General features: G+C 34.9%; 21 protein-coding genes, 1 tRNA gene and 1 pseudogene. 7 read left to right on the top strand and 16 right to left on the bottom strand.

The window, feature by feature from the left end; all coding sequences use genetic code 11:
• Window positions 1-659: 659 nt before the first annotated feature.
• The 6 genes from HCUR_RS05120 to HCUR_RS05090 form a co-directional block, all read right to left on the bottom strand.
• Window positions 660-887 (bottom strand): hypothetical protein, encoded by a 228-nt coding sequence (locus tag HCUR_RS05120; protein ID WP_207760929.1) that lies wholly within the window; start codon window positions 885-887, stop codon window positions 660-662.
• A gap of 2386 nt (window positions 888-3273) precedes the next feature.
• Window positions 3274-3444, bottom strand: coding sequence for a hypothetical protein (locus tag HCUR_RS08710; RefSeq protein WP_165780784.1), 171 nt, complete (start codon window positions 3442-3444; stop codon window positions 3274-3276).
• Between the two features lie 23 nt (window positions 3445-3467).
• Complete coding sequence (locus tag HCUR_RS05110) at window positions 3468-4121, bottom strand: L-tyrosine/L-tryptophan isonitrile synthase family protein (protein ID WP_104207044.1); 654 nt, start codon at window positions 4119-4121, stop codon at window positions 3468-3470.
• 287 nt (window positions 4122-4408) lie between these two features.
• The gene (locus HCUR_RS05100) at window positions 4409-5203 is read right to left on the bottom strand and encodes a hypothetical protein (protein WP_104207042.1); all 795 of its coding nucleotides are present in this window, start codon (window positions 5201-5203) and stop codon (window positions 4409-4411) included.
• 8 nt (window positions 5204-5211) lie between these two features.
• Window positions 5212-5439, bottom strand: coding sequence for a hypothetical protein (locus HCUR_RS05095; protein ID WP_104207041.1), 228 nt, complete (start codon window positions 5437-5439; stop codon window positions 5212-5214).
• 839 nt (window positions 5440-6278) lie between these two features.
• Window positions 6279-7100 (bottom strand): hypothetical protein, encoded by an 822-nt coding sequence (locus HCUR_RS05090; protein ID WP_104207040.1) that lies wholly within the window; start codon window positions 7098-7100, stop codon window positions 6279-6281.
• A gap of 458 nt (window positions 7101-7558) precedes the next feature.
• Here HCUR_RS05090 and HCUR_RS09870 point away from each other — a divergent pair, with 458 nt between their 5' ends.
• Window positions 7559-7690, top strand: a complete 132-nt coding sequence (locus tag HCUR_RS09870) for a hypothetical protein (protein ID WP_279337674.1) — start codon at window positions 7559-7561, stop codon at window positions 7688-7690.
• A 769-nt stretch (window positions 7691-8459) separates the two neighbouring features.
• Here the strand turns inward: HCUR_RS09870 and HCUR_RS08705 are convergent.
• From HCUR_RS08705 to HCUR_RS05085, 3 genes are all read right to left on the bottom strand, one after another.
• A complete protein-coding gene (locus tag HCUR_RS08705; protein WP_165780783.1) occupies window positions 8460-8612 on the bottom strand; it encodes a hypothetical protein in 153 nt (50 codons plus the stop codon).
• Window positions 8584-8748, bottom strand: coding sequence for a hypothetical protein (locus tag HCUR_RS08700; protein WP_165780782.1), 165 nt, complete (start codon window positions 8746-8748; stop codon window positions 8584-8586). Before HCUR_RS08700 ends, HCUR_RS08705 begins: the two co-directional genes overlap by 29 nt.
• Before the next feature lie 489 nt (window positions 8749-9237).
• The gene (locus HCUR_RS05085) at window positions 9238-9636 is read right to left on the bottom strand and encodes a hypothetical protein (protein ID WP_104207039.1); all 399 of its coding nucleotides are present in this window, start codon (window positions 9634-9636) and stop codon (window positions 9238-9240) included.
• 70 nt (window positions 9637-9706) lie between these two features.
• On the opposite strand from HCUR_RS05085, the gene HCUR_RS05080 reads away from it, so the two are divergent.
• Window positions 9707-10396, top strand: a complete 690-nt coding sequence (locus HCUR_RS05080; protein WP_104207038.1) for a hypothetical protein — start codon at window positions 9707-9709, stop codon at window positions 10394-10396.
• A gap of 48 nt (window positions 10397-10444) precedes the next feature.
• On the top strand, window positions 10445-10876 hold the full coding sequence (locus tag HCUR_RS05075; protein ID WP_104207037.1) for a hypothetical protein: 432 nt from the start codon (window positions 10445-10447) through the stop codon (window positions 10874-10876).
• 2584 nt (window positions 10877-13460) lie between these two features.
• Here HCUR_RS05075 and HCUR_RS05070 read toward each other — a convergent pair.
• From HCUR_RS05070 to HCUR_RS05055, 4 genes are all read right to left on the bottom strand, one after another.
• Window positions 13461-14477: a glycosyltransferase family 25 protein gene (locus HCUR_RS05070; protein ID WP_104207036.1), complete on the bottom strand. Its 1017-nt coding sequence runs from the start codon at window positions 14475-14477 to the stop codon at window positions 13461-13463.
• A gap of 3 nt (window positions 14478-14480) precedes the next feature.
• Window positions 14481-14783, bottom strand: a complete 303-nt coding sequence (locus HCUR_RS05065; protein WP_104207035.1) for an RNA chaperone Hfq — start codon at window positions 14781-14783, stop codon at window positions 14481-14483.
• Window positions 14783-15451, bottom strand: a complete 669-nt coding sequence (locus HCUR_RS05060; RefSeq protein ID WP_165780781.1) for an HAD family hydrolase — start codon at window positions 15449-15451, stop codon at window positions 14783-14785. Before HCUR_RS05060 ends, HCUR_RS05065 begins: the two co-directional genes overlap by 1 nt.
• 17 nt (window positions 15452-15468) lie before the next feature.
• Window positions 15469-15542, bottom strand: a tRNA-Met gene (locus tag HCUR_RS05055).
• A gap of 1203 nt (window positions 15543-16745) precedes the next feature.
• On the opposite strand from HCUR_RS05055, the gene HCUR_RS05050 reads away from it, so the two are divergent.
• The 3 genes from HCUR_RS05050 to HCUR_RS08695 are packed head-to-tail and all read left to right on the top strand — an operon-like array spanning window position 16746 to window position 17388.
• Complete coding sequence (locus tag HCUR_RS05050) at window positions 16746-16964, top strand: transposase (RefSeq protein ID WP_104207033.1); 219 nt, start codon at window positions 16746-16748, stop codon at window positions 16962-16964.
• Between the two features lie 24 nt (window positions 16965-16988).
• Window positions 16989-17234, top strand: coding sequence for a hypothetical protein (locus tag HCUR_RS05045; protein ID WP_104207032.1), 246 nt, complete (start codon window positions 16989-16991; stop codon window positions 17232-17234).
• Window positions 17235-17241: 7 nt separating this feature from the next.
• A complete protein-coding gene (locus HCUR_RS08695) occupies window positions 17242-17388 on the top strand; it encodes a hypothetical protein (protein ID WP_165780780.1) in 147 nt (48 codons plus the stop codon).
• A 50-nt stretch (window positions 17389-17438) separates the two neighbouring features.
• Here HCUR_RS08695 and HCUR_RS05040 read toward each other — a convergent pair.
• Window positions 17439-18329: pseudogene (locus HCUR_RS05040) on the bottom strand (integrase core domain-containing protein).
• Window positions 18330-18833: 504 nt separating this feature from the next.
• Here HCUR_RS05040 and HCUR_RS09200 point away from each other — a divergent pair.
• Entirely contained in the window at window positions 18834-18998 is a 165-nt protein-coding gene (locus HCUR_RS09200) for a hypothetical protein (protein ID WP_207760928.1), read from the top strand.
• A 205-nt stretch (window positions 18999-19203) separates the two neighbouring features.
• Here HCUR_RS09200 and HCUR_RS05030 read toward each other — a convergent pair whose 3' ends face one another.
• Both HCUR_RS05030 and HCUR_RS05025 read right to left on the bottom strand, forming a co-directional pair.
• A complete protein-coding gene (locus tag HCUR_RS05030; protein ID WP_104207031.1) occupies window positions 19204-19860 on the bottom strand; it encodes an ATP-binding cassette domain-containing protein in 657 nt (218 codons plus the stop codon).
• On the bottom strand, window positions 19848-20489 hold the full coding sequence (locus HCUR_RS05025; protein WP_104207030.1) for an amino acid ABC transporter permease: 642 nt from the start codon (window positions 20487-20489) through the stop codon (window positions 19848-19850). Before HCUR_RS05025 ends, HCUR_RS05030 begins: the two co-directional genes overlap by 13 nt.
• Between the last annotated feature and the right edge of the window lie 3 nt (window positions 20490-20492).

Raw genomic sequence — 20492 nt, 5'->3', positions numbered from 1 at the left:
TGCCTGTACCCTTAAAATTTTACCAACGCCTTTGCTCTCAAAACACACTCAATCAAAAATGAGATTAAGGGTAGAAAATTTTAAAAAAGCATATTAATTTTAAGCTAAATTATTGTAGCTTATCGTTTTTTCACTATCTGTTTTTTTTGTAAATCGCCCCATCAATACTACTTTCATCAATATATACAAGACTTTTCTTGGGTATACTTTTTATCACTTCTAGATATCCCTCTCGTTTTTCTTTCTCTGATTCCCCAGAGAAAAAGGTGCTTTTCAACGCTCTAGGCTTACCTCCTAAACGTTCTATAGCATGGGTACATCGTTACTCTATAGGCTTGTTGGACAGTATTTTTTTTATTCCATCATGAGTGTCTATCTGATGCCTATGATAAGAGTAGAGCCTTAAAGAAAAGAATACAGAGTCCGTGTCTTAAGCTATGATAAAACTTTTAAAATTTTCTAGATGTCATTCTTTTTGCTTTAATGCCCCCCTGGCTTAAGTTAGGGCGTCTCTTAATAAGGGGGGTAGAGAAATTCTAAAAAATGGGTTCAGAAACTTATACTGAGCTAGTTATATTTCTCTAAAAAGTCTTACCAAACACCTGAAAGAGTGTTTACACTACTTTTTTTAATATAATTTATACTTTCATTTTCTAACATTATTCATTTATTTGAAGCTTAGAAATTTTTTCAGTTAACGAATCTTTCGCATTATTTTGGTTATGGCTTGAACCTGTATTTAATTTTTTCTGAAACTCAAGACATTCTAAGATATTTTCAAAATTTATTTGTCCCAATTGTTCTAAAACATTTCTTTGTCCATGTTCCAAAGATTGTTCCTCTAGGAATTGCTTCAATAAACAAGCGGTCAAGTTCTTTTTATGCATCCGGTCCAAAAAAGTAACAGAGGAGGCTGTAGAGATCTTGTTTAAATTAGGAAAAAGCAAGAAAGAGAGTTCTTGAAAAATTTTTAAATTTTGAGTCTTTTTTTAGATAAATGAAACTGATTAGGACAAGGATAAAGTTCTTGAAGTAAAGGAGCAGAAAGAATAAAGGGAAAATAGCGCACAAAATAAATAGATTGAGGAGGAATAAAAGAAGAAGGCTCATCAGAAACAGAGGGGGTGCTTATTTTTTTTCTAAACTCGTATGTTCATTGTTTAATTCAGTCTTCGATTGTTTTTTCTTTTTATGTTTATCTGCTTTTAAAGTGTGTGAGTTAAACACTAAAAAAACAAGAGTATTATTTCAAGGATTAATTTTTTTTCTTAAACATAAAATTTTTAAATTTTTATAATTTCTAAAATTCGTTATAAATCAAAAAAATAATATTGTCAATCATTTTCAATAATTAATTTTACTTAAGCTGTTGTGCATGAGGTGAAGAACGTTTTCGTACTGTTTGCATGAGTAAAATCGATAGAGTCTACTAATGATTATGCAGGAGATTTTGATCATTTTATCACTCAATTGAGCATTATTTTTAGCCAAATATCTTTGTCTTTAAAGCGTTTGTAAAAATAATAAACAAGGGTATACCCTGGAGAATATAGGGTAAAAAAAATACTATTGGTATCCTCTTTTACACCGTAACCTCACTACGTTTGTTGGCTTTAATGCTAGATTTTACTGTAATGACGTGTCATGAAGTAGGATTTACGGTAGTTTCGTTGAGCTTTTGTTCAATGATTTAAATCTTACATTATCTTTTATCCAGAATGTTTAGCTACTATATATAGCCAAATAACGATAGAATGGTTATAATTGAAGCAAAGAGAAGATAATTTAAAGCTTTGATATTCATGAGATTTTCGTAATAAGGATTTAGGAATGAACACGAAAGAAGGGGTGAGCTATAAGGACTCTGGTAAACATTTTGGAATGGCTAAGAAAACTACAGAGAAAGTAAGCGTTTAGAACAAAATTCGTTCGCTATAAGCCAGCCATTACAATAGACACGGACTGTTTAGAACACGATATCACACAATATATCCGGATACCGATCAGCCAGAGCGAGCGAAGCGCGTTGTGGTTAGAACTGTTAGCATTTTGAAAGTCCTGAGACGTTTTGGGGTTCGCTATAAAAAAAACTTTAAATCATCCAAAGAGGGATCCAGAAAAAAGATCTCTAACATTTTTTATCAAATTGGGATCTATGATTCTTTTTCTTCCTCATCTTACTTTAAGTTTGATTGCTCTTTCTTTTTCATACCGGCTTCACTCTCTACCTACACTACTTTTACTCACCATAACTACTTGACGTTTGTCTTTTGAGATCATTACCCAATTTTATGTATTCTATTTTTTTTCCTTTAAGTCGAGGCTCTAGTGTCTTTTTCTTATTCTCTGATCACTATAATAACTCTAATCCCATTTTTAAGCTAAATTACTATATAAGAAAGAAGAAGACTATGAAGTTAAAAAATGCTTAGTCTACAAACAGTACCCTTAATTGAGAGATATGAGAATGCGAAATTGAATAGCGTAGGCTCTGAATTTAGCGTACCTAAAGAGTATTCAGTCGTATTAAAAAAGCTAGAATTCAGCTATAAAAAAAGCCTTTATCTATAAGAAAGCACGTGCAGAAAAGTGAAATAAAGACGAGAAAGTAGTCGGTTTATCTAGCCAATCTTCCAACACTGAATATTTTAGTCATTGGGTCAAATATGTTTTTAAGTTAAAAACTGATCAAGTTGTGATGAGATTATACGTCATTTCGACAATTTCAGAAAACAAAAGAATTTACTAAACTTATTGTTTTTTAGGGTAATTTTTTTCTTCCCTTGTGCACAAAATTTGAACTCAATAGAAAAATTTTCGGCTACATTACTGAGTTTATCCATCTCTACAATGCGTTAAAACAGCGCTTTCATGAACCTAATTCAATATGATTTATTATACGGAGCTAAATTCTTAAGATCATTTACTCTAAAATTTTTTGTTGTTCAATTTCGCAGTACAAACTTGATAGAATATAAAGTTAGTTTCTCTAAATCACGTCCCAAAGGCTTTTTTTTATCCTTTCAAAAGTACTGTATACTTTGTGTACACTTCAAGATTTACCTGAGTAACTTTAGAACATCATGATAAAAAAAGGAAGGGCTTTCGCCCTCGCCATGGAATCAAAGTATTACAAAGACTTTTTCGGAGAAACTTTTTTAAAATATCCTAATTGTACTCTATTAATTGTAGTATAAGTCCACTGGTACTTTTTAGGATGGACATCTTTTTTTAGACGTATTGTAAAATTTTTCTCTGTTTGTGCGGCGTTTCCTAAGTGAGGAAATAAAAGACTCGAACTAACTTTAACACCCCCTTATCTCCTAAGTCTTGAGAATAATATACCGAAAGAACAATACTATTTTTATGAAAATGTTGTCGAGCAAATTGATTGGGGGCGTAAATTCGCAAAAGCATTTCCTTTACCACGTCTTTTTTAGTCATCAAGTTTCGTCCTTGAAGCGAATTCAGCGCTTGCTTTTTAACCGTGCACTCATAACATTTATTCGTTCTTTAGTGTACGCCAGGTGAGGATTAGAACATTGATTTAACACACTTTCATCAATGGCTTGAGGAGTTTTTTCAGGAAAAAAATCTCGAAACGTTAAAATTTTAAGATTTTTAAGATCTGAAGTAATTTTTTTTATAATTTCCTCGTAGGCCACAATCTCAGAGTAAGGAATTTCAAAGGCTTTTCCCACGGTAATACCATCACAAAGAATCAAAATTTTCGCTCCAGGAGAGTAAACTTTTTGTATCTCTTTAGCCAAGCGTTCTAGCTGTTCTAAAGCATATCGCTCTGCCATATCTGATCTTCCATCTATAACGCAGTTTTCTCGATTTGGTGATTTAAACGGAAATCCTAAAAGCGTAAATTTTAAAGGTTTTTTCTGCAGGATAAAAGTTTTAATTTTGTCATGCAATTTATCTAGGTTTTTAAAAGCATTAGCGGGTATTGAATCCAAACCTACAGAGCGTTTTTCGATATCTTCTTTTAAAAAATATTGCTCTAAAACTTTAGAAATTAATTGAATTTCTCTAAAGTATTCGTTAGGACACACTATATTTCCAAAAGAACTAAGTCCATAAATACAAGCTATGCCAATACATATAAAAATCATCTTATTTTTCCTTTCTTATAAAACATTTATACACTTTCATCTCTTCTCCTTTAAGAAGAATACAATCAGCATCTTTTGCATTGAATTTAACTTTTTTCAATGGATTGGGTTGAGCGTGCGTCATAAATATTTCCACAATTTTGTTTTGCTTTTCATTAAAAGTGATACAACAACTGTGATGCTGCGGGTTATGGGTAGTGGGATCTATGGCGTAAGGCATGAAGGAAATGGGTAATTTACTCAGTGTTGTCTTGTAATCATTACCATGAATGCTTGCCGAGAGCGGGTCACATTCTTGGCCAAACTACGCTCCTGATCTTTATCGGATCCACATTGTTTGTGATAAAATTTTTCATCTGACAATATTTTTTTGCAATTTGTTCCGCTTCTCTTCGGTCCTCAATTCCGCACTCATGGTGTATATAAGGTGTAAAGCGTAAAAAATTACCGCTTTCTTCTTTTAAATAGTCTTGAATTAATACCCCATCTTTAAGAACGGTTTCAAAAGGAAGATAGTCAATCTCCCTTGCATCACAAAGTTTTTTCATTTCTTCTTGGTATTTCATGACGTTTTGGTTTTTAATGTAGGGAGCAAATATATCAGAGTAGTGCGTCTCATTTTTAAGAATAATTCTTACCGGACGCCCAAGAATTTTTTCCATACCTTCTTTCATCGTACTTAGCGTTTCTACACTTAAAACATCTGCTACATCGAGAAGTCCTGGATCGATAACCCTAAAAGAGTTTTCTGATTTTGCAAAGGGAAAATTTATTATAAGTGCCACTTTGGGTTGTGCTAATAGAGAAAGCATTTTAGCAACTTGGATTTCGTGCGAAGTAAGCTTAAGGGATACTTCTTTTAATTTATCTTTAATATTTTTTTCATCTCTAGAAATATTCAACTCCAGCTGTTGAATATGGAGCTCTATTTCGTACTCATACAACGGAAAGCTGTCCATAGAAGATGAAAATAAATAGTCTCTTTGAAGCATTGTAGAAAGTGCTAGACGATTTTCTGCCAAAAGATCTGCGTTTCTTTTTATATTTTGTTCTACTTTTCGAATAGGATCATTTTTCTTCAAAAAAGATTTTAAAGCGGAAACAAAATTTTGGGTGTTAGAAGCATCATAAGAAAGCAAGAAAAAAGAGCCTGAACTTCTTTAGGTGAATCGTTGTATTTTTCTAATAAATTATTCTTGAAATAGCGATCAGAAGCATTTTGGATAAAGCTACGATGCGCTAAACATACTTCTTTTAAAGAAGGGTAAGAACTTACTGTAAAGGAAAAGCAAAGTAATAAAGTAAAGGATTTATACATAATAGAAAACTTCTATAAATAGCATTAATTTCATAAAAAACTAGTTTATAACAGCTTCGCCAAAGTACGCTTAAGTAATTTATTGTTAGTTCTCAGTTGTAATTCCAGAAATGACCATATAATATTTTTCAGCCAATGTCCACTAAAAAAATGATTATTCTTTAATTTTTTGAACTAAAATGCGTTCCGAGATCTTGTTATCTTTTTCAACTACACGAAAATTCTGGCCTAAAATTGTTTTTATCAATACCATAGCGTGTTGTTATTGATGTATAGCAGAACTTTCACCAATTTGAAAAAATTTCTTAGCGCACCATTATCTTATGTATTCTCGAAAACAAGTACTGAGAATCATCAGAAAAAATTAATGGAAGTTCTTGTTACAATTTGTGTTTTGCTCCGCTTCTTCATTAAAAAAACTGATATTCCCAAAAAATCAACGCTTGAGCCTATTACCTTGCTATAGCATCCCCTTTTGTAGTTAGTGCCGTCTAACGACGTTACTGCCATCCACCTTGGACTATTCGTGAGGACTATCTTTTTTCAAGCTCACCATTATACTAAAGAATTTTTCTGTTTTTGCATCCACCATTGTAATTCTTATCAATGGATTTTTATACCCTATATTCTAGTAAATCATTTAAAAGTTTCCCTCTAGAAATTACCGGGAACGCAGCTTTTATGAAGAGAGGGTAGGCTTAGGACCTAATAATATGTTATCAATAACGACTTTTTTGGATTGCTACTCTTACGTTTCACTTAAGTCGTAAGAGCATATTTCCTAAATTAGTTTAGAAACATACTCTAGAAAAATTGCGACAGTGCTGGTTTATGGAAGCTTATTGAGAAGGATTATCTTTTTTTTTAAGGAAGATTATCTGTGGTTTTTGGGTTGAAACAATGGGCATACTATTACCCTTTTGGGTTGAAACAATGCGCATACTTTTACCCTCTTTGTTAAAGAAAAACGTTTTTTTCATATCCTCCACGACTTTTTTAGAAAGATCCTCCACGACTTTTTTAGAAAGATCCTCTACGACTTTGCTAGAATCTTTCTTGTGCGTCAGTATGCTCTGTTGAACCGCAGGAATGAAGTAGTTTATAATTGTTTTAGAGAGTATCGTAAGATTGCTTGGATTAAAGTCTTCAAAGTGCTTTACTTCTTCCAGAGTTTTATCCATTTTGTCCATAATGTCATCGAATTCTGTAATTTTCACACTGTTCGCATATTTCTCGCCATAGTAATCGGAAAGTTCTTCAATACTATCAGTGCCTATCATTATCTCTATGAAAGGATACTTATTAAAACCTTCTATAATTGTTTCTGAAAATTTATCAGAAATTTTTTCTCTTTTTGCATCAGTCTCTATGGTCACTTTTCTATTTTTTCTTATTTTTTTAGATATTGTAACCTTTTGGAAATCATTTAAAAGATCTTCTAGCCCCAACGAAGAGATTGAATGGTTTTGTCGCATAAAAGAACGTTTAACATAATTTCGTTGTTTGTAGATACATTTAGAGAGCGATATAGTCTTTTTTTCGTCTTTAATTGCTGCCTTTTCTGCTCTGATTGTAGCCTTTCTGTCTTTTCCACTTACACCTTCTACCGAAAAAAGCATTAAAAAAGAAGGTAGGATACATATAGGATTAAATTTTTTCATGAAAAATTTCTCTTTAATAATTTTAATAAACTAATATTAATTTATTAAATCACTTTCTGTCAAGGCCTAGGTATAAAAAATTTTTTATATAGCCCTTTAGATCGATGCTTAAAAAAGAATTATGCATAAAACTTGGGATGAATTGGTCTGCGTTCTGTAGCATTGTTAGAGTTTAATTTCTCACCATTTCGACACGTTCCGGAGCATAAACATGTTTTTAATATAAATTTATATTAAAAACATGTTTAATAATCGCCTCAATAAAATCTAATGTTTTGTTTATTTTAGTCATTCAAAAACTTATTATAGCCCAGTCACCATAAAATGACCATGAAAAATAGAGCGGAAATAACGCATCGATGGAGCAATTTCAGGATGTTCTAATGTCTTTAGCCTAATCCCATTATTTCTCAATGGGCTTAAGGTCAGGAGAATACGGAAGGTTAATCAAAGAAAACATGACCAGCACTTTCACTCATCGGCTGCCTATCTTTTCTCTTGTGGAAAAAAGCATTGTTCATGACACTACCCCTTTTGTTTTTCCCCCCCCCATCATGAATCCCTTACAACGCCTTCCCTTCCAAGAATAGCCGTGCGTCCGTGGCATATTCTGGAACTTTTTTCTAGGTAAACCATTGATTTTCCGTCTTTTTCTTGTGCCTCAATCCTTTGACAGGACATAGATCTTTTTTCTAGATCTGTTCTCGCAGGATAGAGTGTTTTTTTTATAGGCTACGCCTAAAGGCTTTGGTGCATATTTATACCAGGCTCGCTAAGTTCTAATTTTTCGCCGCTTTCTCGACGATCGCTATCTGGAAACTGCTCTATATTATTTCTTAAACTGTCTTTGCTCAGGTTTTTTCAAGGCTTATTCTTAGTGTTTTGAGGCTGCAACTTATTGCTCCATCTGAATATCGCTGCTCTCGATGTTCCAAATCTATCCGAAACTTCACTCTATGAAAGTTCTGCTTTAGCGTTTATTTAGATACCTTGAATCTCGTTGAAGAAGCGTAATAATTCTTTTCTACAATCTATTGAATATGTTCTATCTATTCATATATACGCTTCTAACGCTATATTATTTTTCTTTTTTACTCTTGTTATGCTCTGTTTAGACTGCTTTGGTTATAGAACGTTTTGTTAGAGTCATCACCAAATTTCCCGTGGTCAAGTCGCTTTTGAATACAATCCTAAATTCTTTTTTTTAATGCAAAAATACATTGACGTTTACTACACTCCCTGTCTCGTGAACAGAGGGGGAACTTCTGAGACTTTTCTTAGAACCTGTATTTATGGATTAGTGATCCGCCTTAACAAGCCAATAGAATGCGCCGATCATCACCCTATTTTCGACAGATGCTACAGCACTTTCGTACGCTTTAGACAATCTTGGATAATGATTGAGCCAAGCCAAGGTTTGTTCAAGAACCCATCTTTTGGCGAACACCGCCCATCCTGGGGTTCTGTACTTTCAATTTTCTTGTTAAGACTGTTTCTCACAAACGTTAGCATGGATTTTCCATAACCGGCATCGGCGCAAACGCTTTTGAGTGTCGGATAGTGTTGCCGAGCTTCTTAAAAAACATTGCACCCCCCTATTGTGATTAGCGTCATGAACAGTACCGTGCACTATGCCTTGTGTATCCACAATACTATGGCGTTTAGGTTCTTTTATTTTTGTTCCTCCGTCAATGCCGTGTTGTTCTCAAGCCCTGGTAGTTTTGACACTGTGTGAATCAATTCTGCAACAGCTCGGGTCTTCACTGTCACCAGCCTTGATCCACCTCATCTTGACAAGCGCGCTCAGTACTTTTTCTCATATTTCTTTGATCCTGAATCTTTGATAAAACGAATGTATAGTGGAGTATGGCGAAAAATTTTCAGCACGCCTTCGTTATTGGCTCCAAGCTTGACTATACTCCTTCCTTTGATCCATGAATACAGGTTCTTGGATGTGTATATCACTTTTTGACCATAATATACTCTCTATTGTTTGTAACGAAGGAATATATTTTATCAAGTAAGTGACAAAAATTTAACCTTTTTAAAGAAAGAAGTAGTATAAACAATGCTTTTTCTTGATCTCAAAAAGGGCAAAAGCTTTCTAAAAAAATTTACTTCTTCTCATGCAATTGATCTAGTAAATACTTTTCATTTTTATTAAATTTAATTGCTTTTGACTATATAATGTACGCATTTTTTTCAAAACTTCTTCCAATACAGCTGGATTATTAGAATTTTGTGAAATAGACTGTTCAATCGAGTTTAATGCTTCTTTTGCTTCTGTATTCGTCCCTTCTAGTTCCGATAAAATAATACGAATCTCGCTTAGTAACGACATAATACCGGGCAGTGCTTTCTCGTCTCGGAATGCTATGAGTACTTCATCTCGCGCATCGGGTGTTTTTAGTTTTTCCGCATCATGCGCTGAAATAATACCTCCAGGATGAACAGGATGATGGGGGGATAAAGGGTCCGTAAATGCTGGTATACTGAATCCTACCATAACATATCCAAGAACTATAATTTTTTTCATTTGTATAATTTGGTGCTGGCTTTTTATGTATTGTATACTTTAAAAGTAAAAACAAAATTATAATCACCTTTTGAAAGATTTTTATTATGTTAACAGTACCGTCTTTGAAAATCAGGATGATCCTTTTTTAGTGCTCGATTGCCAAGAACTTGAACAAATAAAGGTACCTGATTTGTTTCCGTTACGTATTGAATTGAAAGCACATTTGGAGTTCGAAGCTATTGCTTTACGTCCTGTCATCCAAATGCAACGAGATCCTCAAGAGCCTCCCTTAACAGGCGCCGTACTGTATCAAACCGAGACTTTTTTTAAGAGCGTATCTCTGATTCTACATGACGTGGGATGGAGTGAGTTTGAACAACACTTAGAAGCCTTCGAAGAGAATCCTTATTATCGTTTAGATCCAGCGTCCTGTAGATTTATTCAAGAGTTTCCTTTTACGAAAAAACACTGTGTATTGAACAGCTATAGTTTTCCTTTGCCTTGTGGGATAAAAAAATGTATAGATCCAAAAGATTGTATTTTGTGGTACTGCCTTCCCAGGACTGCAGGAAGCTGCACTGCCCTGGATTGGTGTTCAAGCCTGGAATACAATAGCGCTGATACCGTGCCCTCTCTTAAGGAAAACATCGAACAGGGAGAAGTTTTTTGTAATCTTGTATATCAAACGTATTACCAACAATATCGCTCTCAGCGGTACCATTTCAAGAATAATGATCTTTGGATAACTTTTATAGGAATTCATAGTTCTGAAAAATAATTCTGGAGTATTTTTTATAGAACAAATAAGAAAAAGGAGCAGATCAAAATGATTATTTATTGGAGAGATCGTGAAAGTCCTCTCAGTGTTCAAGAAGTGGATGGTAATTTTGAGCACATTGTGAAAGAATTAACGCAATTAGAAAAGTATTTGAAAGTTCTAGAAGCGCGTATTACGGATCTTGTGTCTATGCCTAAAAGTGATGAAAAAAAAATAAGTTTATTGTGTAAAGAGAATATTATTAGTTTAACGGATCCCTTAGGAGAAGTACATGAAATTCATCTTCCTCTTTGGCAATTTAAAGGAGATTGGACTCAGGATGCACAGTATTATCCAGGAAATTTAGTCCTTCTAGAACAAGCGGTGTACCGATGCTGTGAATCTACTTGCGAGTCCCCGTTTGTCTCGTCCGCTTGGGAAAAGCTTCCTTTTCAAGTTTTGGGGGGAGAAAAACAGACGCTCCCAAAGCAAGTAAAGTAAGAATAAAAGCGTTTCTGAAGGAAAGCTGTTAGGACGGAACGAGCACTTAATAATTGCCCGATACCCGTCTTTACAGGACACAATGCGTTCCTTAGTTAACGATAGATAAAGGATTTTTATAACCAAAGCTTCCTTATTTACACCACTATCAAGCACTGATAAGGCTAATCCTAAATTTACTATAATAGACCTTCTGCGTAAGCACTCACTAAATTTAAAAATAAAAAGGTGAATGTTAGGTAAGAAAAGTATAGGCAGATCCTAAAAAAAAGTTCCTAAGGTCATCAGGGTAAACAAATATTGTAAAATTTCCAAGAATTTTTTGAGATTATTGAGTGTGACACCGTATCAGGAAGAAAAAATAAATCAAGAAGTCTATGCTTTGTGGAAAAAGTAGATTTTCGGCTATGCCGCTACAAAACTTGGGCTTAACTTCAAATTAATCTTTGAAGCGATAATGTGTCTGCTTGACGACCTAAGCTATACACAACAAGAAGTAGGGCCTTTTTCCCGAGGATGTAAAGCTTGTGTAGACATTGGGTTATCTAACATCACAAAATTAAACCCCCCACCATAAAGGTGCCCTTTAAGAAAAGTCAAAACAAGCCTTGAGGACCAGATGCACCCTAGTACTTGTGCTAATAAAGGTAAATGTTGAACATGGATTTACTCAGCTCACAATCTTTTAAATTCCAGCCCAGCGCTACGAAAAATAAAGAAACAAGGAAAATATTTAAGTTCAAAATTATCACTGATATCATGAATCTAAAAAACTGATTTTTCTTCATCTAAAAAGTATTATGATTAGAATCACAATTTATTTTGTTTGAGGCTCAAGTCAGGCCTTATATCATTCCGTAAATTGAGTAATGGTACGGTTAATCCATCGTTTTATAATAGCCCGAAATGTCTCAAGGAAGTGCAGATCAGGCGACCATGGCGGAAAGAAAACTAACCACAGCTAACCAATTCAATCAATGCTTTTGTCTTATAAAAGTTATGGAATGAAGCAAGCTCCAAAATCAGGCTGGGGTTCAGCGCTTTCATGTAATACTATTCTCCACAATGATTAAAAAGAGTTATAGGTGTTATGGATTGAGTATCCATTAAGCTAATATAATATTGATTCTTTTCTTAATAGCGACCATATTTTTACGTTAGGTACTTTTTACTTCTCTTGCCCCCACCCTCTATCTTTGCAAATCCTCTTCTCTATATCATTCTCGTCACTCTACATAAGACTTTCAGGCGCCATATTATTGGTTGTTTTTTGATATGTATTTCTTCACGAGCTGAGCCTCTAGAGGTAAAAGTTTTTTATTGTTATAGTTTAATTTTTTAAGCCTTCTATAGACAAAAGTAGCAAGCTTAGCGATCTCTGTTCATGTTTTAGCTTCGTTATTTTCAACATATATTTTTAGCTGATTTGGATCTACGGTTTCTTTGCGTTCTAATCATGCTTTAGGCCTGATGACTCCTTCTTTTTCCTAGCATATCTACCTTTTAGTTATGCTAATTTTACCCACTATAACTATTATTTGGCTTATAATTTGATCATTAACCAATATTATATTTTTTACTCGTTTTTATTTTAAGTTTATTTTGTATTTTTTTTGTCATTTTTTGACAATCATAACAAACCTAATCCCATTTTCAAACTAAATTAATATAATGAGGTATTTATCTCATAAAAACAGGCTTTTAATGGCGTTTTTTTACCGCAAGAATATCTACTATAAAAAAGCGTTTACAATTTTTAGATAAGAGCAAAAAATAGGATTTTGGAGAAAATGATGAAGGATTTTGTTGAAAAAAGCTGATTAAATAATAATAAAAATACCAATGTAAGATACAGCCAAATTGATTAATAAAGCCTGAGCACAACAAAAAAAGCTGTGAATCTCGGAATTGATAGGGGAAAAAAAATTAAATAGCGTAAACCTAACATTGTCAAGGATCCTCAGTGGTATATTTTTTATAGCACGGTCCAGATAGAAAATACCCCTAATACTGTTTCAGCATACGCGGTATTTAATGCAGGGATTGTAAACAATGTGTTGCTTCAAAGCTTATGCGGATTATCGTAAAACATTTGAAGAATTTTTTTTAAAAGTACTGAAAAAATTGTAAAAATTGCGAAACGAACTACACTAGGCTGGACAATGTTAGCAAAAAGATGAGTAATAAATCATTTTAAATGATGCTCTAAAGATTATGCAACAAGCACTCAATCATCCGAAAGTAACGCTATGATACTCTACTCAATCCTTTTGGTTTACAGAGTGGCTTTATTGTCAAGACAAGGTTTTAAAAAGTAGAGGTTGGGAATAGAAAAGAAAATTATCACAATATCGCAGTACATTAGAGAATACAGTCTTTAGATTAACCATCATTTTTGGGGAATCATTACGATTAAAACTAACATACCTTAAAAATTTTTGCTCAGACATTTGTGTATTATGACTGAACCTCTCCGACAAACTTAAAAATTCCTAAATATACTTATGATCTTCGTTAGTCTTTGACCATCTCTAATCTCCGAAAATTTAAAACAATTCTTGTTTTTTTAGTTTTTTAATTTTTTTTATCCATTATTTTTTTCTGTCTTTTGTGTAGGAGTGCTAAAAAATTGAGATAATGTAAGATAACCATTATACAAAAAGTAAATAAGTCGAGATTTTCCATGGAATATTTGACTACGCATACGTTGTAATGCACCTTCACCCAAAATTTTTAAAGCGCACTGTCTTCGTCCTTGCTGTTCAATGGAAGAGGGATGTCCCATTTCTGAAATAAGACCTGGTACAACACCAGTAAACTGAAGAGGAGTGTCAAATTCCCAAGTACGCTGAATATAATGATCTACTGGAAGGGTATATTTTTCTGCCTTAGATAACAGGGCTTTTGCCGCTTTACGATTCAATAATAGTCCTACAGCCCCTGTGGTTTCAGTTAAAAATCTTACCAATTTATGAGAAAATAGAAGGTCTGATATTAACACTGTTTTTAAAGGTGTAGTAGGCAAAAATAAAGAACAAATATCCCAACTATTTTTATTTTTTATGAGTTCTCTTATCATTGGACCCAAAAAAATAGGGTTAAACTTAGCATCGTCTTCGAGAATTAATGCGAATTGAGCATTAGAATTTAGAAACAGCGTCCAAACTTTGACATGACTCAAAAAACATCCTACCTCTCCAGCGCCAGGGTTAGCACCATTAAACGCCAGCTTATATATTTTTTTATCGACAAAATTATTAAAAAAAGCTTTAGAAAGGGTGCTTCCCAGAATGCCTGAGACTCTCTGATAAGGAAAGTTTAACTGCGTGACCAGAGGTACAATAGAACGATAACGATTAACATCTTGATCCAAATTAATAATAAATACACAAACTTTAGAGTTTTCTTTTTCTAAACTTTGTTCAGGAAAAACTGAAACCCCAATTTTAGACAAGTAAGAAGGTAACGTTACGGAATTTGGGAAAATAAATAAACTTTTAATATTAAAAATCCAAGTGAAACATATAATAATTAAAAATAAAAGTACTTTTTTTAACCAGCGCGCACGAGAAAAAAGTTTAAATTTTTTGAGTTTATTCATACTCTAGGTCACAGGACCTGACCCCATAAAACTAGAAGTCGAAAAATTAGGTGCTGTAAAAGGAGTGACCGGCATAATGGAAGAGATCGCATGTTGATACAAAATCTGAACAATACCATCTTTTCTAAGAATGAGGCAATCATCACTAAACTGCTCAATATACCCTTGTAACTTAATACCACTCATAAGAAATACCGTCACAGAAACTTTCTGCATACACAACACCAGCAAAAAGTCTTTTCTCAAAGTAGGCACTTCGAATACTCCCTTCAAAGGCTCACCGGGAAGATTTTTCTGAGTAAACATTATCTTTCTCCTAAAAAATTATTGTCTATTGAACACTTAATTCCATCATAAAAATCAAAAATATTTTTAAAAGAAATAAAATTTCCCTCAAAAGTTTCTGCTTGTGGCCCTACGGATACTGGGGTACATCCTGCACGTCCAGCACACATCATGTCTACGAATGAATCCCCCACAAAAAGTACGGATGTGCTAGGGTTGATTCCTATAGTCTTTAAAGATTGTACTAAAGGTAAAGGAGACGGTTTATCTTCCTCCCAATCTCCTGAACCCGTAATAGAACAGAAATACGACTCCCATGCTAATTCTTTTACCTGACGACGTAACACATCTCCATATTGATTGCTAACAATTCCCATGGGAATACTTTTACTACGCAATAGTTTTAGCACACTATAAGAACTATCAAAAGGAACAATTTTTTTAGTGTTTTTTTCTAAGAATAACCTAAAGTCCCGTATTGCATCTTCGTACTCATGGGGTAAAAACATCGACTTAAAAGCATCTCGTACTGAAAGAGATGGAGATGTTAAATACACTTTTTTCCTAATTTCTTCTTTTCCTCTATGAGAAAGAAAACTATTCATCACAGACAAGCCGAATGGTACCGTGTCTACCAATGTTCCGTCCCAGTCAAAAAAAACAGCGTCAACTCTTTCAAAAAGTTTCATACGGACTCCCATTTGTATTGCGGGGGTAGGATTCGAACCTACGACCTTCAGGTTATGAGCCTGACGAGCTAACCAACTGCTCTACCCCGCGAAATTTGATTATATTTCTAACGTACAAGCTTGTCAAGAGAAAAAAAATTATTTTTCTTTTTTCTATCTCTTCAATTGTTTAAAAATACGTTAATTAAGTTCCGTATACAAAACAATGAAGGTTGAACATGAGTTACAAGATTAGAAGAACCCGATTGTATCAATTCTGTTGCCGTAAAAAAACTCGTTAGGGGTGCTATAGATTGATTATTCTAGCTAATTTAAATGTTTACCTTTAAAATCATCGATCTGTCCCATAGTTCAGGCCGCTTTATGTCCACCTTAATAAAACCTAGTTTGTAAACCTTTTAAAGGAAAAATTATCAGATTGCAACGGTACTAAAATGGGCGCTTATGCAAACCGAGTGGGTAGAGACTAAGTGAAAGGTTTCGTTGAGTCATAAAATTTGCGAGTCTTTTCTTAAATTATCTAGAGAGGATGAGGCGAGCATGAATAGAGAGACTTTTTTCAGTAAGGCATTTGACATAGAATCTCTCTGGATCATTACAGGTGTTACGCCAAGTAACGCTTAGAGATTAATGTGGAGTTTGCCCTTGTAGCGGACTTTTAAGCACGAGACTGAAAAGACAAGAAAAATCAAGGAATACCAGGCTTACGACACAAAAATAAAGTACTTGGAGCTATTTGAATTTCTTTGAGCATAAGTGCTATTGGGTAGTTCGCATCCCTCGTTTAAGAGCATGGTATTTTTGGGCACCTCATTCAAGGCTGGAACCCATTAAAAAGGTAGAAAAAAATTACTGGGATAGGATTTTACGCTGAAGAAAAAACCAGATCAATAATGGAATTTTAGAAGACTTTAACTCCGTCATTTAGAAAGTAAAGCGTAAGATACGAGAATAGGGTATGTCACCCTTCAAGCTCATGACTTTCTTGCTCATAGGAAAATTCAATTTTTAACAATCTTAATCCCTTTCTACTCATTCGGTTTGCATAAGCGCCTTAAAATATTTGTGCGCTTAAAACTTAGTTTTTATTCTCCTGGAACAGTATCTCCTATCTACATCAATAAGTAGTTTTTTCTCCTCTCGTCCCACTGAAGAGAAAGTTATTTATTGTGTCTTGTTTTCGCTTTAGCGTTTTAGAACCTGTATTCCTGGATAAACGGAGGGAGTATAGTCAAGCTTGGAGCTAATAAGAACGCGTGGTCTAAGCGATTTAACAAATTATGAATGAAAGCTCATTAAGGATCATTTTGAATGGGATAAGTATAGTAATAGAAGTGAATACCAGAAGAAAGAGCGTGTTAATGGAGTAGTTTACATAATAACGAGCGGCCGCCCATGGCCAATGCTTCCTAAAGATTTTCCGCAATACTCGACGATACATTCGTTTTATCGAAGCTTCAGGATCAAAAGAATATGGGAAAAAGTACTCAACACGCTTGTCAAGATATATTAAATCAAGGCTGGTGAAAGTGAAGACTTGAGCGATCGCAGGATTGATTCACACAGTGTCAAAACTGCTGGGCCTTGTGCACAACAAGAAATTGACGGAGGAAAAAAAATAAAGGGACGTAAACGCCATCGTGTTATGGATACACAAGGCACTCTCGTGCAGGGTACTGTTCATGAAGTGAATCAACATAATACAGTAGGGGGTGCAATTTTTTTTAAGAGGCTTTGCAAAATATCCGACACTCAAAAGCGTTTTCGTCGATTCCGGGTATAGAAAAACCATGCTAAAGTTTGTGGAAAACGTTCTTAACAAGACAATGGAGATTTCAGAACCCCAGTATGGGCTGCACTCGCCAAAAGATGGGTCGTTGAACGAGTCCTGGCTGGGCTCAATCATTATCCAAGATTGTCTAAAGCGTACACAATGACTTTAGTAGCTGTCGAAAACAGGGTGAGAATCGCGCATTCTATGGGCTTGTTAGGTGTTTAGTCCCGCCAAGAAATGGTTAGGATTAATTGTAAAATATTCTGGATGAATTATCCACTGATTTAGAATAAATTGCCAAGGAGTTTTGCCTTTGATGGCTTTAAGTCGTTTAGCGAAGGTATAAGCCATTAGATAGGCATGCAGATGCTGTTTCAGCTCATCATGAGATGCATAATAGAAATTGTTTACAGTTGCCTCTTTAAGCGTTCTGTTCATTCGTTCTACCTGCCCATTAGTCCAAGGATGCTTGATCTTAGTCTTTCTATGCTCTACCTGATGCTCATTGCAAACACGCTCAACGATATGAGTAAAAGCATTTTTATGATGATCATGATTGGTAACGTAAAAACTCTGCGGCAATCATCTTAGTCTGGCTTTTATGGAGCTCTGCATAGGCAAATTTTGATGTTCTATCTATTGCTACGTAAAATATAACTTACCTTCAGCTGTCCTTACTTCTGCTATATCTATATGCAAGTAACCCATAGGATAGTGTTTAAATTTCTTTTTGTCAGCAGAGGTAGATCTTTCTTTTTTAGGCAAAACAGAGCAGCCATGACGCTTTAAGCAACGATGAAGGGTTGATCGACTTAAATGTGGAATAGTTTCTTGTAAGCTATACAAAACATCATCAAGAGGCAATGGTGTAAGCGGTCTGAAAGTCACAATCGCCTCTTCTTCTGTCTCTGATAGAACTGTAGATTTTATCTTTTTAGGTCCCATGGGAAGGTCTTTCGTATCTTCTCTTTTTCTCCACTTGAGGATTGTTTTTGGGTTAATATTAAATCTTTTAGCCGCTTTTCCTATGCTCTCTTTACTATCATGGATCTCTCTACGGATTGCCTCCGTTGTTCTGGCATTTGCGTGTAATACTTGTCCCATAAGCTTTTTCTCCATACATTATTATCTTCATAATATATACCATAACTCTCTGGGATCAAACACCTAGAGTGTGTCGACATTTAAATTTACTTTAGATATTATGAGTGCTACAGCAAAATGAAGGAAAGAAAAAAAGCGTGTACAAGTGTGTCCTCTTTAGGTGAAATGCGCCTGAAATGGGTTAACTTGTTGAACATTCGCTCAACTAGATTTTTCGCATAAATCGTGGGGGGATGCTGGCTTTGTTGCTGCCAGCATAATGAACCATGTCATCGACATTGTAGCCTTTAGTCGCCAGTAGCGTTTTAAAATCAAAATTCTTCATTAAATCAAAAGCTTTTGTATAGTGATAGTACTGACCAGGCGATAGAACGAATCTGATGGAGGTGCCTAAAGCATCTCATGGAAGCGTGAATCTTCGTGCTAAAACCGCCTGCTGAGCGCCTCAGCGCTTGTTCTTGTGTACCAGTGGGTCTATTTTTTTCTGGCGCCCGCGAGGTGAGGATGGGAGCGCATCATTGTGAAATCAATTATGATCCATTGCGTATCAGCATCTGCTGCCAGAGTACTAAAAATTATTTACCACAGACCGGCTTTGGAGCATCTTATAAATCGTTTGTGAATCCTCGAGCATTTCCTGTAAGATTCTGGCAAGGCACGTCACGCTGAACCCTTGCAGGCAATCCCTATCGTTACCAGCACGTCCTGAATCTCCTTCTTTCCCAGGCAAACTTTCTTTTATTCCTTCCCATTGGTCGTCTGATATTCTTTGGAATATTATCTTCTCTTGTAACTAAATACCTTAATTTTACAACACTTAATTATAAATATCGACACACTCTAAGGCGAATAGCTAATCCATAAATACAGGCTCTTATTTTTGATAAAATTCGTAAAGATGCTCTTCACGAAATCCTTCTTGTTGAGGAGATACATCTAAGATAATTTTTCCGTAACGCATCATTAAAATACGATGACACAAATTACAAAGAAAGTCTAAATCATGGGAAGCAATGAGCAATATTACTCCCTTTTCGTGTACTCGCTTTAAAATTTGAACAACGCTTCGAATATTTCCTCGATCTAATCCTGAAGTGGGTTCATCGCATAACAAAAGTTGAGGATCCATCATTAATGCCCGTGCAAGTGCCACCCGTTGTTTTTGTCCTCCCGATAGACGCTGAGGATAGATATGTTTCTGAGAAAAAATCTCTAGGGAGTGCAAAAGTTCTTGGGCATTCTCGGTACACTGAGGCTTTTTTTCCCGTAAGGGAGCGTAAAGTATATTTTCCCACACTGTCATATGGGGAAAAAGTTGAAAGTCCTGAAACATAAATCCAGTATGGTCTGGGCGCTTAATAACACCTTCATCTAAAACTTCTAATCCTTGAATACATCTTAAAAGTGTTGATTTACCACTTCCCGATGATCCTGCAAGCCCTACAATTTCTATCGAAGAAATCTGTAAATTTAGGTGGTGAAGTACACATTCATTCCCAAAATATTTTGTTGCATTGGTTATGCTGACCATGGAAAACTCCGCCTTTCTACATATTTTCCGCAATACTCAATACACAATACAATACCATAATAGTAAACGCCGGCAATCACTAAAGGTGCAAAATAAGTAAATTGTATAGATCCCAAATGTTTTGCACATTTCAAAATATCCGTTCCTCCAATAGTGGAAATCAATGCTGTTTCTTTCAGTAAGGCGATGGATTCATTGATCAAAGAAGACCAAACGTTTCGCAATACCTGAGGCATAATAATGTCTTTCCAAAGCCTATACGAAGTAACCCCTAATACTCGCGCTGCTTCAAATTGACCAGAGGGTAGCGCATCAATACCAGAACGAAATATTTCGCCTATATAAGCCGCACTATTTATGCCCAATGTAACAACTCCAGCTGTAAGAAATCCTATCGAAATCCCTAGACTTGGTAGCGTAAAATAGACAAAACTTAGTTGTAATATAACTGGTGTACCTCGAAGAATCGAAATCACATTATCAACAAAAAGTCGAAAAATTTTAAAAGACCGTCTTAATACTGAAACGCTTATTCCTAAAATTCCACCTATCGCTAAGGCTCCAAAAAAAAGAATAAGCGTAACACCTAATCCTTTTCCGATAAATAAAACTTGTTCTACTACTGTCATGGA

It is taken from the genome of Holospora curviuscula, from assembly GCF_002930195.1.
Taxonomy (GTDB): domain Bacteria; phylum Pseudomonadota; class Alphaproteobacteria; order Holosporales; family Holosporaceae; genus Holospora; species Holospora curviuscula.
This window is presented reverse-complemented; position numbering and strand designations above follow the sequence as displayed.